13 protein-coding genes and 1 tRNA gene are annotated in these 15,809 nt (G+C 67.9%); 11 read left to right on the top strand and 3 right to left on the bottom strand.

The window, feature by feature from the left end:
- Positions 1–7 precede the first annotated feature (7 nt).
- Entirely contained in the window at positions 8–214 is a 207-nt protein-coding gene (gene rpsU, locus K2X73_RS03685) for a 30S ribosomal protein S21 (protein ID WP_056428702.1), read from the bottom strand.
- Between the two features lie 100 nt (positions 215–314).
- Positions 315–500 carry a hypothetical protein gene (locus tag K2X73_RS03680; protein ID WP_294108660.1) on the bottom strand — a complete coding sequence of 62 codons (186 nt, stop codon included), beginning with the start codon at positions 498–500 and terminating at the stop codon, positions 315–317.
- Between the two features lie 111 nt (positions 501–611).
- Here K2X73_RS03680 and cysS point away from each other — a divergent pair, with 111 nt between their 5' ends.
- The 11 genes from cysS to K2X73_RS03625 all read left to right on the top strand — a co-directional run bounded on the left by cysS (position 612) and on the right by K2X73_RS03625 (position 12,359).
- Positions 612–2,045, top strand: a complete 1,434-nt coding sequence (cysS, locus tag K2X73_RS03675; protein WP_294108658.1) for a cysteine--tRNA ligase — start codon at positions 612–614, stop codon at positions 2,043–2,045.
- Positions 2,046–2,298: 253 nt separating this feature from the next.
- On the top strand, positions 2,299–4,194 hold the full coding sequence (locus tag K2X73_RS03670; RefSeq protein WP_294108656.1) for a nucleoside-diphosphate sugar epimerase/dehydratase: 1,896 nt from the start codon (positions 2,299–2,301) through the stop codon (positions 4,192–4,194).
- 81 nt (positions 4,195–4,275) lie between these two features.
- Positions 4,276–5,271, top strand: coding sequence for a phytanoyl-CoA dioxygenase family protein (locus K2X73_RS03665; RefSeq protein ID WP_294108654.1), 996 nt, complete (start codon positions 4,276–4,278; stop codon positions 5,269–5,271).
- On the top strand, positions 5,268–6,203 hold the full coding sequence (locus K2X73_RS03660) for a D-2-hydroxyacid dehydrogenase (protein WP_294108652.1): 936 nt from the start codon (positions 5,268–5,270) through the stop codon (positions 6,201–6,203). Before K2X73_RS03665 ends, K2X73_RS03660 begins: the two co-directional genes overlap by 4 nt.
- The gene (locus K2X73_RS03655) at positions 6,200–6,715 is read left to right on the top strand and encodes a GNAT family N-acetyltransferase (RefSeq protein ID WP_294108650.1); all 516 of its coding nucleotides are present in this window, start codon (positions 6,200–6,202) and stop codon (positions 6,713–6,715) included. The genes K2X73_RS03660 and K2X73_RS03655 overlap by 4 nt, the downstream gene beginning before the upstream one ends.
- A 74-nt stretch (positions 6,716–6,789) precedes the next feature.
- Entirely contained in the window at positions 6,790–8,160 is a 1,371-nt protein-coding gene (locus tag K2X73_RS03650) for a class II 3-deoxy-7-phosphoheptulonate synthase (RefSeq protein WP_294108649.1), read from the top strand.
- Positions 8,161–8,199: 39 nt separating this feature from the next.
- Positions 8,200–8,275: transfer RNA gene (locus tag K2X73_RS03645), tRNA-Glu, on the top strand.
- 122 nt (positions 8,276–8,397) lie between these two features.
- Entirely contained in the window at positions 8,398–9,795 is a 1,398-nt protein-coding gene (locus tag K2X73_RS03640; RefSeq protein ID WP_294108990.1) for a circularly permuted type 2 ATP-grasp protein, read from the top strand.
- A 66-nt stretch (positions 9,796–9,861) separates the two neighbouring features.
- Positions 9,862–10,803 carry an alpha-E domain-containing protein gene (locus K2X73_RS03635; RefSeq protein ID WP_294108646.1) on the top strand — a complete coding sequence of 314 codons (942 nt, stop codon included), beginning with the start codon at positions 9,862–9,864 and terminating at the stop codon, positions 10,801–10,803.
- Positions 10,803–11,609 carry a transglutaminase family protein gene (locus tag K2X73_RS03630; protein ID WP_294108644.1) on the top strand — a complete coding sequence of 269 codons (807 nt, stop codon included), beginning with the start codon at positions 10,803–10,805 and terminating at the stop codon, positions 11,607–11,609. The genes K2X73_RS03635 and K2X73_RS03630 overlap by 1 nt, the downstream gene beginning before the upstream one ends.
- Positions 11,610–11,630: 21 nt before the next feature.
- The gene (locus K2X73_RS03625; protein ID WP_294108642.1) at positions 11,631–12,359 is read left to right on the top strand and encodes a peptidase; all 729 of its coding nucleotides are present in this window, start codon (positions 11,631–11,633) and stop codon (positions 12,357–12,359) included.
- A 49-nt stretch (positions 12,360–12,408) separates the two neighbouring features.
- On the opposite strand, the gene K2X73_RS03620 is transcribed toward K2X73_RS03625, so the two are convergent.
- A complete protein-coding gene (locus K2X73_RS03620; RefSeq protein ID WP_294108641.1) occupies positions 12,409–15,708 on the bottom strand; it encodes a TonB-dependent receptor in 3,300 nt (1,099 codons plus the stop codon).
- Positions 15,709–15,809: the final 101 nt, after the last annotated feature.

Here is a 15,809-nt window from a genome sequence, read left to right as displayed (position 1 = left end):
GCGGCGCTTACTTGGCGCCGTCACGCTCCATGCGCTTGCGCTCGAGCTTGCGGGCGCGGCGGACAGCGGCGGCACGCTCGCGCGCGCGCTTCTCGCTCGGCTTCTCGTAATGGCGGCGCAGCTTCATCTCGCGATACACGCCTTCCCGCTGCAGCTTCTTCTTCAATGCCCGCAGCGCCTGGTCGACATTGTTATCGCGCACGATGATTTGCATAAACCGCTCGATCTCCGATCCATGAAAATAGGCCGGCGCGAAGCAAGCTCCGCACCGCAGAGTCGGGCGCATAGGCGCAAAGCCCCGGAAAGGCAAGCGTTCAGCGCGGCCGCCGCCGCGAACCTATGCCCGACAGACGACTGGCGATGATGCTGGCCGGCAGCGCGATCAGCCCGGCGATCCAAGGACCGTGCGGCGCGCCGATCAGGTCACGGATCGAGAAGCCGGCATAGATCAACACCATGAGCAGTGCCGCGTACCGTGTTTCCGGCAGCCAATCGCGCATCGCCTGGTCCTCGTCAGCATTTTAGCGGGCGATAGCATGAACCCGCCCCGGCCGCGCGATGTCGATCGCCAAGGATTGCCCGCCCTCGCCCACCCGCTATGAAGCGGGGCGATGACCCGGCCCCTGCACCTCTATAACTCGCTCACGCGTCAGCTCGAACCCTTCACGCCGATCGATCCGGCGTGCGTGCGCGTCTACACCTGCGGCCCGACCGTCTATAATTATCAGCATATCGGCAACATGCGCGCCTTCCTGTTCGCCGACACGCTCGGCCGCGTGCTGCGCTGGAAGGGCTGGCCGCTGCGCCATGTGATCAACATCACCGATGTCGGCCACCTGACGAGCGACGCCGACGCCGGCGACGACAAGATGGAACGCGCGGCGCAGGCGCAGGCCAAGTCGATCTGGGAGATCGCGGCGCATTATACCGCGGCATTCAAGGACGACGTGGCGCGGCTCAATATCACCCCGCCCTATATCTGGTCGGTCGCGACCGATCACATCGCCGAGATGATCGCCTTCGCGCAAAGAATCGCGCCCGGCCATTGCTACGAGCTCGACTCCGGCCTCTATTTCGACGCGACAAGCGTGCCCGATTATGGCCGCCTCGCGCGTGCCGGCGCCGACGAGCCGGGAGAAAGCCGGATCGATCCCGTCGCCGGCAAGCGCCACCCCCAGGATTTCGCGATCTGGCGCAAGGAAGCGCCGGGCGAGAACCGGCAGATGGCGTGGGACTCGCCCTGGGGCCGCGGCGCGCCGGGCTGGCACCTCGAATGCTCGGTGATGAGCCTGAAGCATCTCGGCCACCCGTTCGACATCCACACCGGCGGGATCGACCACCGCGAGATCCACCACCCCAACGAAATCGCGCAGAACCAGGCCTATTGCGCCTGCGCCGACAGTGGCGCGCGGCTGTGGATGCACAACAACTTCCTGCTCGATCGCGCGGGCAAGATGTCCAAATCGGCGGGCGAATTCCTGCGGCTGCAGGTGCTGGTCGATCGCGGCTACCACCCGCTCGCCTATCGGCTGCTGTGCCTGCAGGCGCATTATCGCAGCGAGCTGGAATTCAGCTGGGAGCAATTGGCGGCCGCGTTCACCCGGCTGAAGCGGCTGGTGATGGCGGCGCGGCGGCGGTTGCCCGACGCGATCGAGGCGGGCGATCCCGCCCCCGCCGGGCGCTATCTGGCGGCGCTCGACGAGGCGGTGTCCGACGATCTCAACACCGCGCGCGCGCTGCCGGCGCTTGAGGAACTGCTCGCCGACAAACGCGTGCCCGCCCCAGCGGTGGCGGCGGCGCTCGCCCAGTTCGACGCGGTGCTCGGGCTGGAACTGCTGACCCTGACGCGCGAGTCGCTGCGGGTGACGCCCCGCGACGCGGCGCTGACACCCGACGAGGTTGCCGCACGCCTGGCCGAACGGCGCGAGGCGCGCGCGGCCAAGGATTTCGCCGCGAGCGACGCGATCCGCGACGCGCTGATCGGGCAGGGCGTCGAGGTGATGGACGGCGATCCGCTGGGGTGGGATTGGCGGATCGAAGCGTGACCGGCTGTTGGATGGACAGCAGGCCCACATCGCGCTAGGGCGAGCATGGCCATCGACGGATGGCGTAGCAGGGAGCGTGGGACCACCGCGATCGGGGAAACAACGGCAGACCGGCCTGGAAGAACCCAGGATTTAGGTGCTCCCCGGCCGAACGAACAGAGCGGCAAGCGGTACGGTCAAGGGGGCGCAGATGGCGGCAAGAGACTTTATCAATCGGTTAGTCGCGCTGCCGCGCGGAACGAAACGCGCGATCGTGATCACGACCGACGTCCTGATCCTGGCGCTCAGCGTTTGGTTCGCTTTCTATCTTCGCACCGGCGATTGGTGGTGGCCGGTCGAATCGCTCGCCAGGCCGATGATCGCGGCGATCGCGGTGGCGATGCCGATGTTCGTCACCGCCGGCTTTTATCGCTCGATCTTCCGTTACGCCGGGCTAGCGACCGCGGTCTCGATGGTCCGTATCGTCGCGCTTTACGGCCTGATCTTCGCCGGCACCTTCACCGTGATGGGCTTTGGCGGCGTGCCGCGCACCGTGGGGCTGATCCAGCCGCTTTTGGTTCTGGTGATGCTCGGCGCGTCACGCGCGGTTGCCCGGATGATTCTCGCCGAACCTAGCCTGCGCCTGCATCGGGACGGGGTTCACCGCGTTCTGATTTATGGCGCGGGCGCGGTCGGACGCCAATTGGCCGGCGCGATCAAGGCCAGCGACGAGATGCGGCTGCTCGGCTTTGTCGACGATGACCCCGCCTTGTGGGGCTCGATGATCAACGGCATGCGTATTATCGGCCCGCGCAGCCTGGCGCATCATGTCGTCAAGGATCGGATCACCGATATCTTGCTCGCGGTGCCTTCCGCGACACGCGCGCGGCGCAGCGAGATCGTCCGACAGCTCCGCGACTTGAACTTGCATGTCCGTACCCTGCCCAGCGTGGTCGAGATCGCGCGCGGCGAAGTTTCGGTGCAGGATCTCAAGGATCTCGAAATCGAGGATCTGCTGGGGCGCGAGCCTGTCGCGCCCGACGTCGAACTGCTGCACAAGAACATCACCGGCAAGGTCGTGCTCGTATCGGGCGCGGGCGGCTCGATCGGCAGCGAATTGTGCCGCCAGATTTTCGACGCGCGCCCCGCGCTGCTGCTGCTCGTCGAGATGAGCGAGTTCAATCTCTACGCGATCCACCAGGAACTGCTGCGCCGGGTGGCGATCGGCGGCGCGGCACCGATCGTCATGCCGCTGCTTGCCTCTGTGCAAGACAAGCGCCGGATGCGCGAGATCATCGCGACGTGGCGGCCCAACACCATCTACCATGCCGCGGCCTACAAGCATGTGCCGCTGGTCGAGCATAATCTGGTCGAAGGCGTGCGCAACAATGTGTTCGGCACGCTGACGCTCGCGCTGCTCGCGGTCGAACTCGGCGTGCCCGACTTCGTCTTCGTCAGCACCGACAAGGCGGTGCGCCCGACCAACGCGATGGGCACGACCAAGCGGCTGGGCGAGATGATCCTGCAGGCGCTCCATGCCAGCGGCGGCGAGACTCGTTTCTCGATGGTGCGCTTTGGCAACGTGCTCGGCTCGAGCGGATCGGTGGTACCACTGTTCCGCAAGCAGATCGCCGAGGGCGGCCCGGTGACGATCACCCATGCCGATATCACCCGCTATTTCATGACGATCCCAGAGGCCGCGCAACTGGTGCTGCAGGCGGGCGCGATGGGCGATGGCGGCGACGTATTCGTGCTCGACATGGGCGAGCCGGTGCGAATCCAGGATCTGGCGCGCAACATGATCGAGCTTTCGGGCCTTTCAGTGCGTGACGCCGACAATCCCGATGGCGAAATCGAGATCAAGGTCGTGGGGCTGCGCCCTGGCGAAAAGCTGTACGAGGAACTGCTGATCGGCGACAATCCGGCCGCCACCGCGCACCCCCGCATCCTGCGCGCGCGCGAGGGTTTCCTGCCCTGGACCGAGTTGAAGACCTATCTGGCGCAGCTGGAGGCGGCAGTCGATCAAGGCGATGCCGCGCGCGCCCGCGCGCTGCTGCGCAGCGTCGTGCCCGAATTCGCGCCGTCCAGTGAACTGGTCGACTGGGTGGCGCGAGCGCGGCCCATCGACGAGGGCGCGGCGGAGGGCCTGCCCGCGGAACGGGCGGCCTGAAATGACAGCTCGCCGCGCGGCACGATTGATCCGCGCGCGCGGCTAGGCCATCCTGCCCTCCAAAATAAGGAGAGGCCGCCCATGGACGCCATCACCACCCGCCCGCCGCTCGACGCGCAGGTCGCCACCTGGCGTCGTGACGGCGCGGTGATCCTCGATCGTTTCTTCCCGTCGGATCAGATCAAGGCGGTCGAGGCCGATTGCGACGCCTTGTTCGCCGCGCGGCGAAGGTCGCACGAGGCGGTCACCAAGACGCCCGCCGGCGCGGTCGGGGTGTTCGATCCGGCGCAGTTCCGCAACCAGGATCACCTGCCCTTCGCCGCCTCGCCCGCGATCAACCTGCTCGGGCTCGACGCGCGGCTGATCGCCTTCGCCAAGGCCGCGCTCGGGGTGGAGGATGTGCGGCTCTATCAATGCGACGCCTGGGCGAAGTTCACCGGCGACGCCGATTACGATCAGCCCTTCCACTGCGATTTCAAGAACCACACCCTCACGGTCCCCGGCGACGATCCCGCCGAGCGCACGATCAACTTCATGATCTATGTGACTGACGTGAGCGACGATCTGGGCGCGATCCATTATGTGCCCAACCCCGAGGCGACACCGATCGTCGGCCCGCTGCATCCGGTGCTGCCCGAGGAAGCGGCGGGCGGCGCCACCCTGTCGCGCGACACCCTCTCGCTCGCGCAGGACCATGCCACCCCGTTCGCGCACCCGATGCAGCAGGCGCTCAAGGCGATCGAACGTTCGGGCGCGGCGCCGGCGGGATCGATCTTCGCTTACGGGATCGACGTTTATCACCGCGGCACCAACCTCACCCGCCCCGGCGGGCATCGCTACACCATCACCGCGAGCTACAAGGCGGCGGGCAACGACCAGATCGGCTGGAGCGCCTGGCCGTTCCACTTCCTGAAGCCCTGGGCGAACGTGATCCACCATGCCAGCCCGGAGCAACTCGCCTGCCTCGGCATCCCCCGCCCCGGCGATCCGTTCTGGACCGAGACGACGCTCGCGCGCGCGCAACTGCGCTGGCCGGGTTGGAACATGGCGCCCTGGCGCGAGGCCGCCGCCGCGTGAAGGCTGTCCTTCCCGCGCTCGCCCGCCCGTTGATCGAGCCGCGGCTGCCGGCGGGGCTCGATGTCGCCTGGTTCACCGATCGCGAAAGCGCGCTCGCGGCGGTCGCCGATGCCGATATCGCCTGGGTCGATATGCAGCGCCCGGGCTGGACCGGCGAGGTGGTGGCGGCGGGCGAAAAGCTCAAATGGGTGTCGACCATCTATGCCGGGCTCGATGCCTTCCCGCTGCCGCTGCTGAAGGCGCGCGGAACCGTGCTCACCAATGGCGTGGGGATCAACGCGCTCGCGGTCGCCGAATATGCGGTGATGGGGGTGCTGGTCGCCGCCAAGCGCTTCGACGAGGTGGTTCGGCTCGCCGACAAGCACGAATGGACCATCGCCGCGCCGGGCCAGACCGAGCTCTATGAAACCCGCGCGCTGGTGATCGGCATGGGCGCGATCGGCACGCTGATCGCCGAGCGGCTGCGCGCCTTCGGGGTCGAGGTGGTGGGCGTCACGCGCTCCGGGCGCGACGGCACGCTGACGCCCGATGCGTGGCGCCCCCGGCTCGCCGAGTTCGATTGGGTGATCCTCGCCGCGCCCTCCACCGGCGAGACCAAGGCGATGATCGGCGCGGCCGAGCTCTCGGCGATGAAGCGCGGCGCCTGGCTGGTCAATATCGCCCGCGGCGACATGGTCGATCAGGAAACGCTCATCGAGGCGCTGAACGCGCGCCGCATCGCCGGCGCCTTTCTCGACGTGGTGACGCCCGAGCCGCTGCCCGCCGATCACCCGCTGTGGCGCGCCCCCAACGCGATCCATTCGATGCACCTTTCCGGCCGCAGCCAGACCAAGATGTTCCAGCGCGCGACCACCCTGTTCCTCGAAAACCTCGCCGCGTTCCTGGCGGGGCGACCGATGACGAACGTCGTCGATCTGGACGCGGGCTATTGAGCGTCCGCCCGGCGACGGCGGCCGACGCGGCGGCGCTCGGCGCGATCGGCCCCGCCGCTTATGCCGAGGCCTATGGTGACTGGTGGACGACCGCCGCCGGGCTCGCCCGCCATCTCGAAAGCTTCGGCGCCGACGCCTTCGCGGCGCTGCTCGCTGATCCCGGCGTGCGGCTATGGGTGGCCGAGGAAGCGGGCGCGGTCGTCGGTTTCCTGACGCTGCACCTGCACAGCCCCGATCCGATCACCCGGCGCCCCAAAGGCGGCGAGTGCAGGCGCATCTATCTGCTGCGCGCGGCGTCCGGGCGGGGCCTGGGGCGCGCCTTGTGCGACGCCGCCGCCATGGAGGCCACGCGCGCGGGCCTCGATCATCTCTGGCTCGACGTGATGGCCGAGGCGCCTTGGGCGGTGAACGCCTATCGCGCCTGGGGCTTCGCCGAGATCGGCCGCCAGCAGTTCCACAACGCGCTGCGTGGCGACCTGCGCGAGATGATCGTGATGGCGCGCGCCCTCTAACCGCGCCCGCCAATTGCATCCCACCCGCTTCTCGCCCATGGTACGCGACGATTTTTCACGCGAAGAGAGTATCCATGGCCGCCAACTGGGCCCCCGATAGCTGGCAGCAGCACGAAGCGCGCCAGCTGCCCGATTATCCCGATGCGCGCACGCTCACCCAGGTGTGCGACACGCTCGCCAACTATCCGCCGCTCGTCTTCGCGGGCGAGGCGCGCAACCTGATGGCCGAGCTGGCCGAGGTGGCGGAGGGGCGTGCCTTCCTGCTGCAGGGCGGCGATTGCGCGGAGAGCTTCGCCGAATTCCACCCCAATAACATCCGCGATACCTTCCGCGTCATCCTGCAGATGGCGGTGGTGCTCACCTTCGCGTCGAAGCTGCCGACGGTGAAGGTCGGGCGGATGGCGGGCCAGTTCGCCAAGCCGCGCTCGGCGCCGGGCGAGGTGCAGGACGGGATCGAGCTGCCCGCCTATCGCGGCGACATCGTCAACGATTCCGCGTTCACCCCCGACGGCCGCGTGCCCGATCCGCAGCGGATGCTGGCGGCCTATCACCAGTCGACCGCGACGCTCAATTTGCTGCGCGCCTTCGCCAGCGGCGGCTATGCCAGCCTCGACCGGGTGCATGGCTGGATGCACGATTTCGTCGGCCGCAGCCCCTGGGCGGTGAAGTACCAGGAAATGGCCGATCGCATCGGCGAGACGCTCGCCTTCATGGCAGCGTGCGGGCTCAACCCGCAAACCGTGCCGCAGCTCGCCGCGACCAGCTTCTACACCAGCCACGAGGCGCTGCTGCTGCGTTATGAGCAGGCGCTCACCCGCCGCGATTCGCTGACGGGCGACTGGTACGACACCAGCGCGCACTTCCTGTGGGTGGGCGATCGCACGCGCTTCGCGGGCTCCGCGCATATCGAGTTCCTGCGCGGTATCGGCAATCCGGTCGGCATGAAGTGCGGGCCGAGCCTCGAGCCCGACGCGCTGCTGCGCCTGCTCGACACGCTCAACCCCGGGCGCGTCCCCGGGCGGATGACGCTCATCACGCGCTTCGGGCATGACAAGATCGAGGCCGGCCTCCCCCGGCTGATCCGCGCGGTGCGGCGCGAGGGGCATCCGGTGGTGTGGAGCTGCGATCCGATGCACGGCAACACGATCAAGGCGACGAGCGGCTATAAGACGCGGCCGTTCGACCGCATCCTCGCCGAGGTGCGCGGCTTCTTCGCCGTCCACCGCGCCGAGGGGTCGATCGCGGGCGGCATCCATGCCGAGATGACCGGGCAGAATGTGACCGAGTGCACCGGTGGCGCGGTCGACGTGACCGAGCAGTCGCTGGCGGATCGTTACCACACCCACTGCGATCCGCGCCTCAACGCCGGGCAGAGCCTGGAACTGGCGTTCCTGCTCGCCGAGATGCTCAACGCCGAAATGCGCGAGCGCCGCGCGGCGGCTTGACGCACCGGGGGGCCGGGCCTATGTGCCCGCCTCCCGCGCGGCCCCTTCGTCTAGCGGTCTAGGACGTCGCCCTCTCACGGCGAAAACACGGGTTCGAGTCCCGTAGGGGTCACCAGCGTCGCGTGCGCGCCGTTTGTTGCGCCCCCTTGACAATTGCCGCCGTGCGTCATCCACTCCTCGCTGCGCCGCACAACGCGGCCGGGCGGAGGGCGGCGGTTGGCGAAGGCCTTCGATGAGATGAGCGGCATGGGCGCGGAAGTTCGCGCGCCCTATGCCGATATCGATCGCTGGCTGCGCGATACCCCCGATGACGTGCTGCGCACCCGCCGCGCCCAGGCCGAGCTGTTCTTCCGCCGCATCGGCATCACGTTCGCCGTCTATGGCGACGCGGCGGCGGACGAGCGGCTGATCCCGTTCGACATCGTCCCCCGCGTGATCTCGCGCGGCGAATGGCGGCGGCTGGAGGCCGGGCTGATCCAGCGGGTAGAGGCGCTCAACGCCTTCCTGCGCGACATTTACGGGGCGCGCGAGATCCTGCGCGCCGGGATCGTGCCCGAGGATCTGGTGCTGCAGAACCCGCAATTCTGCCTGCGCGCCGCCGCCATGCACCCGCCGCACGGCATCTACACGCACATCGCCGGCATCGACATCGTCCGCACCGGGCCGGATGCGTTCAGCGTGCTGGAGGACAATGTCCGCACGCCTTCGGGCGTTTCGTACATGCTCGAAAATCGCGAGGTGATGCTGCGGCTGCTGCCCGAGCTGTTCGATCGCCACCGCGTCGCCCCGGTCGACGATTATCCCGAGATGCTGCTGGCGACGCTGCGCTCGGTCGCGCCGCCGCGCTGCGCCCATGCGCCGGTGGTCGCGGTACTCACCCCGGGCTATCACAACTCGGCCTATTACGAGCACAGCTTCCTGGCGGACAAGCTGGGGGTCGAGCTGGTCGAGGGGAGCGACCTCGCGGTGATCGACGATGTGCTCTACATGCGCACCACCGAGGGGCCGCAGCGCGTCGACGTGCTCTACCGACGGGTGGACGACAATTATCTCGACCCCCTCGCTTTCCGCCCGGACTCGGTGCTGGGCGTGCCGGGACTGATCGCGGCGCAGATGGCGGGCAATCTCACGATCGCCAACGCGGTCGGCACCGGCATCGCCGACGACAAGGCGATCTACAGCTACATGCCCGAGATCGTGCGTTTCTATTCGGGCGCCGATCCGCTGATCGACAATGTGCCGACCTGGCGCTGTCGCGAGCCCGAGGCGCTGCGCGAGGTGCTCGATCGGCTCGACGAGCTGGTGGTGAAGGAGGTGGACGGATCGGGCGGCTATGGGATGCTGGTCGGCCCGCACGCGAGCCGCGCGCAGATCGAGGCGTTCCGCGCCCGCCTGCTCGCCGATCCCGCGCGGTTCATCGCCCAGCCGACGCTGGCGCTCTCGACCTGCCCGACGCTCTCCGACACGGGCGTGGTGCCGCGCCATGTCGATTTGCGCCCCTTCGTCCTGACCGGCGCCGCCGGCACGCGCATCGTCCCCGGCGGGCTGACGCGGGTGGCGCTCAGCGAAGGGTCGCTGGTCGTCAATTCCAGCCAGGGCGGCGGCACCAAGGACACCTGGGTGCTCGATGATTGAGCGTCTGTTTGAGAACGCGCCGACGGCGCGTGGTGGCGGCCCCAGCCCGCTCGTGGAGCGCGGCTGATGCTCTCACGCACCGCCAGCGCGCTGCTGTGGATGGGCCGCTATATCGAGCGCGCCGATTTCGTCTCGCGGCTGATCGACGCGACATTGCGGCTGGCGAGCCTGCCTTCCTCCTATGGCGGCGATGTCGCGGCGTGGAGCAGCGCGCTCGCCGCCGCCGGCGTGTCCGACGCCTATGCCGCGCGGCATGAGCAGGTGAGCGAGGCGGCGGCGCTCGATTTCCTGGCGCTCGACGCGGCCAACCCTTCCGCGATGCGCGGCTGTATCGAGCGCGCCCGCACCAACGCCCGCGCCGTCCGCACCGCGCTGACGGTCGAGGCGTGGGAGGCGATCAACGGCGCCTGGATCGAACTCCAGCGCTTCGGCACCCGCGGCGGCGGGCGCGAGCGGCTGATCCGGCTGAACGAGGCGGTGAAGGCGGCCGCGCTCGCCTTCGATGGCGCCACTCACCGCACGATGCTGCGCGACGATGCCTATTGGTTCATCCGCCTGGGCGAAACGGTCGAGCGGGCGGACAACACCGCGCGGCTGCTCGACGTGAAATATCACCTGCTGCTACCGCGCGACGAGCCGGTGGGCGGCAGCCTCGATTATTTCCAGTGGACGACGATCCTGCGCACCGTCTCCGCGCTCACCGCCTATCGCCATATCTACCGCGACAATGTGAAGCCGTGGCTGGTCGCCGATCTGCTGATCCTTAACCGCCGGATGCCGCGCTCGCTCGCCTCGTGCGCGGCCGAGGCGGTGCATTATCTCGATGAGCTCGCCCGCACCACCGGCCGGCGCGGCCCCGCGCATCGCCAGGCGGTGGCGATGGCGACGCGGCTGAACGCGGCGCGGATCGAGACGTTGTTCGCGGACGGCTTGCACGACGCGATCGTCGATTTCATCGTCGAGAATAATCGCCTGGGAACCCTGATCGGGGAGCAATATCTTTTCTGATGCGCATCCGCCTCGATCACCGCACCACCTATCGCTACGCGACCCCCGCCACCGGCCTGATCCAGGCGCTGCGGGTGACGCCGCGCGAGCATGGCGGGCAGCACATCCTCTCATGGCGGATCGACGCCGACCAGGACGGCAGCTTCCGCGAAAGCACCGACGCCTTCGGCAACCGCGTCACCATGTTCTATGCGAGCGGCGCGGTGGCCGAGATCACGATCAGCGTCACCGGGATCGCCGATGTGAACGATACCGCCGGCATCATCCGCGCGGACGAGCCCCTGCCGGATGCGGTCTATCGCCGCACCACCCCGCTCACCACGCCCGACGCGGCGCTGCACGCGCTCGCCGAACGCTTCGCGGGGCTTGCCCCGCTCGATGCGCTCCACGCTTTATGCCGCGCGCTCTACCAGGAGCTGCGCTTCGAAGTGGGGCTCACCGACACCACCACGCCCGCCGCCGCCGCCTATGCCGCCGGGCACGGGGTGTGCCAGGATTTCGCGCATGTCTTCATCACCGCCGCGCGGCTGCTGGGGGTGCCGGCGCGCTATGTCTCCGGGCATCTGGTGCGCGACAGCGCGCAGGAGGCGGCGCACGCCTGGGCGGAGGCGCGGGTGCCCGATCTCGGCTGGGTGGGGTTCGATCCCGCCAATGGCATCTCGCCAACCGATGCCTATTTGCGCGTCGCGACCGGATTGGACTATCTCGACGCCGCGCCGATCCGGGGCACAAGGCGCGGTGGCGGCGCGGAGAGCCTCGCGGTTCGGGTCGACGCGGCGCAGGCAATGGGTCAAGCACAGGCCTGATCCGACAAGGGGGGACGGGCGGTGACCTATTGCATTGGCATTTTGGTGGCGGACGGCCTGGCGATGCTCGCCGACACGCGGACCAATGCCGGCGTCGACAATGTTTCCTCCTACCGCAAGCTGCGGCTGATCGAGAACCGGCCCGATCGCTTGATCGTGCTCGCCTCGGCGGGGAGCCTTTCCACCACCCAGTCCGCGCTCGAGCGGTTGCGGCTGGGGCTCGCCGATCCCGAAACCGGCGAGATGGCGACCTTGCGCGAGGCGCCGAGCATCTATGCCGCCGCGATGCTCGCCGGCCGCGCGCTCGCCGCCGCGCGCACCGACATGGCCTCGCTCCAGGCCGAGGATGTCAATTTCGACGCGACTTTCCTGATCGGCGGCGCGATCGGCGGCGAGCCGATGCGGCTGTTCCTGGTCTATGCGGCGGGCAACGCGATCGAATGCGGGATCGAGACGCCCTATCTCCAGATCGGCGAGAACAAATATGGCAAGCCGATCCTTGATCGCGCGCTCGCCCACGACACGCCGCTGACCGACGCGATCAAGACCGCGCTGATCTCGTTCGATTCGACGATGCGCTCGAACCTCGCGGTCGGGCTGCCGATCGACGTGATGATCGCCCGGCGCGGCGGCGGGGAGGCGGTCACCAAGCGCATCGGCGAGGACGACGCCTATTTCCACGATCTGTCGCAGCGCTGGGCGGATGCCCTGGCGCAGGCGCGCGCGGCGATCCCCGATCCGCCTTATTGAAGGCGGGCGAACACCGGGCGCCCCGGATGATGGGGCGCCCGATTCATCCTCAATACCGCGCGCGGATGCCGACGAACAGCGAGCGCCCGATGCCCGACACCGGATAGGCCGAGTTGGCAATGTAAGGCGCCAGATCGGTGAGGTTGTTCACGCCGGCATAGAAATTGATCTTGTCGTTGAAATCATAGCTCGCCGACAGATTGTGAACGAAATATTCGGGCCCGAATGCTGCGTTGCCGAATTGGGCTTGGAGCGTTTCGATTTGGATCACACCGGCAAGGGCGGTGCTGCCGATATATTGCAGGCTGTAGTTCAAGCCAAACTGGCCATGGCTGACATTGACCGTACCGACACCGGAGAATTCAGGAACGCTCTGTTCGCGCAGCCCGGGGTTGACGAGATTGGGGCGCAACGGATCGAAGAAGCGATTGACCTTTTCGGTCCAGTTGCCGTTCACGCCAAGGTTCACGCGCGTCTTGGCTCCAAGACGTAGATCGTAGTTGATCGTGAAATCGACGCCCGAGGTTTCGATCCGACCGAAATTGATCTGGGTCTGCGTCAGGAACGCGAAGCCGAAGGTCGCGGGCCCCGCATTGGGGCCGTTGCGGCGGAACAGATTGCAGAACTGGTTGGGGAAGGTGGCGCTATCGTAGCAGGTGTCGACGATGTCCTGCGCCGTCACCGCCGCGATCGCGTCGGTGATGCGGATTGAGTAATAGTCGGCCGAAAGCGTGAGCCCGCGCAGGAAGCGCGGCTGGATCACTGAGCCGACCGACCAGGTCGTCGCGGATTCACGCCGCAAATTGGGGTTGCCGCCGCTGGTGCCGGAGAAACGCGCGGTCAGCGGATCGGTATAGGTCGCCAGGAACGCCTGCGGGTTCTGAATACCCAGCGCGGTCGCCGCCGCCAGACAGTTGGTGGCGCGATTGGGGTTGAAACCGCGCAGCGTCAGGTCGCACGGGTCGGATGGACGGAACGTCGCACCCTGCGCCGGGCTGAACAGCTCGGCGATGTTGGGCGCGCGGATCGCGACAGCATAGCTGCCGCGGAAGCGAATGTCGCGGACCGGCGCATAGACGGCGTTGACGTTCCAGGTGAACGCGCCGCCCACGGTCGAGTAATCGGCATAGCGCCCGGCCGCGCCCACCGTCAGTTCATGCGCGAAGGGGAGATCCTTCAACACCGGCAGCCGGACTTCGCCGAACACTTCCTTTACGTCGAACGAGCCGCCGGTGTTGAGCGTTCGAGTGGTAGGATCGAACACGAGCTTGTTGTTGGTCGAAATCGAGCCGATGAAAGTGCCCGCCGGCCCGGCCGGCGACCCCGCCGGCAGCAGGCCGAGTTCGAGATCGTTGAAGCGCGAGGTCGATGTCTCGCGGCGATATTCCAGGCCCGCCGAGAATTGCGGCGCGCCGCCTGGCAGCTTGAAGAAGCCGCCGGTGTCGCCGGTCACCGTCGCCGTCACCACGGTCTGCGTCAGGCGAAAGCGATCGACGGTCGAGGTGGTGATGAAGTTCACCGCCTCCTGGCTGACCGAGTTCACCCCGTTGAACAGGCTCGCCGGGCGGCACTGGCCGTCACCCGGGCGGAAGGTGAAGAACCCGCCCTGGATCACCGGGAAGCTTTCCGAGCCGACATAGGGCACGTTGCTGATGTCCGAACGGCAGATCGGCTGGCCGTTGGGCCCGCGCACCACGTCGATCGCGGCGAACAGGCGATCATAGCGCACCGAGTTGCCGTTGGTGTTGACGTTGTCGGTCAGGCCGTAATTGCCGAGCACTTCATAGCGCAGATGCGGCGTCACCTCGCCGCGCACGCCGGCCACGACCCGGTAGGTGTCGCGCGCCGAACGGTCGATGCCCGGCCCGAGATCGAGGAAGTCGCGGCTTACGCGCAGGCCACCCGCCGCATTGGCCTCCCCCTGGAGCGCCGCCGGGATGAACGGGTTGTCGGGCAGAATCAGCAGCGAATCGTAGAAGGTGTTGTAGTTGTTGCGCGAGATCGTGTTGTTGCGGGTATATTTGGCGTCGACGAACAGCTCCGCCGCCGGGGTGATCTCGAACCGGCCACGGAAATTGGCGTAGAAGCGCTCGCTGCCCGGAGTGAGCGAGGTGCCGTTGGTGCGCTCCACCGCGCCGTCGCCGCCAAACTGGTTCTGGCTGGTCGAGATGATGCCGTCCTGGAAGATGCGCACCCCACCGCCGGGGGTCGAGACATAGCAGCCGCCGCCGCCAAAGCCGGTCCAGCCGACATAGCTTTCGTTACAGTCGGCGATGCCGTTGTTGTTGAGATCGGTGGTGAAGCGCGCGAAATCGGCGCGGAAGATCAGGCCGGCGTTGGAGCTGATGCCGAACACCGGCTGGGCGCCGATCACGAGCGGGGCGGCGGACGCGGCGCGGGTGATCAGCGCCTGCTCGGCCGCGGTCGGCGTGCGGCCCGGGAACAGCGCCTGGAAAGCGGCCAGATCGCGCGGAATCGGCGGCCCGAACCCGATGCGCGTGGTGCGCGGCCCCGGCCCGCCGACGCGGAAATAGCTCGCGAAGTTGGGGGTGTTGACGGGGTCGATGTCGCCGCGCTGGAAGCGCAGCGCGGGGTTGGCGTAGGTCGTCGAGTTGTTCGCGCGGCCATTGTTCGCGGTGAACGGACGATCGCCGAGCAGCACTTCATTCTCGTTGGCATAGCCCGCGGCGAAGGTGAAATTGCCGCGCCCGCCGGCGAAGTTCACGCCCCAGGCACCGTCGATCCGGAAGCTCGCGCCGTCACCGCGATCGGCCGCGCCCGCCTGATAGTTGAGGGTGAGGCCCTTGTAATTGCGCTTCAGCACATAGTTGACCACGCCGGTCACCGCGTCGGCGCCGTAAATCGCCGAGGCGCCGCCGGTGAGCACATCGACCCGCTCGATCAGCGCGGCGGGGATGGTCGACACGTCGACCGTCTGCGAGCCCGCGACACCCGAGACGTGGCGCACGCCATCGACCAGCACCAGCGTGCGGTTGGCGCCGAGCTGGCGCAGGTTGAGCGTCGCCTGGCCGACGCCGCCCGCGCCGCGCTCGAGCGAGTCGGCGACGGTGCCCGAGGAGATCAGCGCCGGAATCTGGCGCAGTGTCGCGGTCACGTCGATCGCGCCGGCGGCGCGGAGCTGATCGGCGCTGACCGAGCTGATCGGCAGCGGCGCGGTCGCGTTGGGATCGAGCCGCAGGCGGCTGCCGGTTACCACCACGTCGGCGTCGCTCGCCTCGGCCGCCTCCGTCGCGGGCTTCGCCGCCGGCGTATCCTCGGCGAACGCCGGCGCCGCGACGATCAGCGCGCTCGCCGACGCGCCGGCCAGCACCAAGGTCTTAAACCGCATAATCTTTCCGCCCCCGTTTATTGGAAAACAACAACGGGCAGGCTGAATTAAGAATCATTGTTTTGCAACCGGTACAGCCGCGCATGACTGTTGCGTTGCAA

It is taken from the genome of Sphingomonas sp. (assembly GCF_019746665.1).
Classification (GTDB): domain Bacteria; phylum Pseudomonadota; class Alphaproteobacteria; order Sphingomonadales; family Sphingomonadaceae; genus Sphingomonas.
The sequence above is the reverse complement of the archived record's forward strand: the minus strand, read 5'-3'. Positions and strand labels throughout refer to the sequence as shown.

Excerpts from the sequence above, each read along its gene's own strand:
- rpsU (WP_056428702.1), bottom strand. The coding sequence starts at position 214 with ATGCAAATCATCGTGCGCGATAACAATGTCGACCAGGCGCTGCGGGCA.
- K2X73_RS03680 (WP_294108660.1), bottom strand. The coding sequence starts at position 500 with ATGCGCGATTGGCTGCCGGAAACACGGTACGCGGCACTGCTCATGGTG.
- cysS (WP_294108658.1), top strand. The coding sequence starts at position 612 with ATGACCCGGCCCCTGCACCTCTATAACTCGCTCACGCGTCAGCTCGAA.
- K2X73_RS03665 (WP_294108654.1), top strand. The coding sequence starts at position 4,276 with ATGGACGCCATCACCACCCGCCCGCCGCTCGACGCGCAGGTCGCCACC.
- K2X73_RS03650 (WP_294108649.1), top strand. The coding sequence starts at position 6,790 with ATGGCCGCCAACTGGGCCCCCGATAGCTGGCAGCAGCACGAAGCGCGC.
- K2X73_RS03640 (WP_294108990.1), top strand. The coding sequence starts at position 8,398 with ATGAGCGGCATGGGCGCGGAAGTTCGCGCGCCCTATGCCGATATCGAT.
- K2X73_RS03635 (WP_294108646.1), top strand. The coding sequence starts at position 9,862 with ATGCTCTCACGCACCGCCAGCGCGCTGCTGTGGATGGGCCGCTATATC.
- K2X73_RS03630 (WP_294108644.1), top strand. The coding sequence starts at position 10,803 with ATGCGCATCCGCCTCGATCACCGCACCACCTATCGCTACGCGACCCCC.
- K2X73_RS03620 (WP_294108641.1), bottom strand. The coding sequence starts at position 15,708 with ATGCGGTTTAAGACCTTGGTGCTGGCCGGCGCGTCGGCGAGCGCGCTG.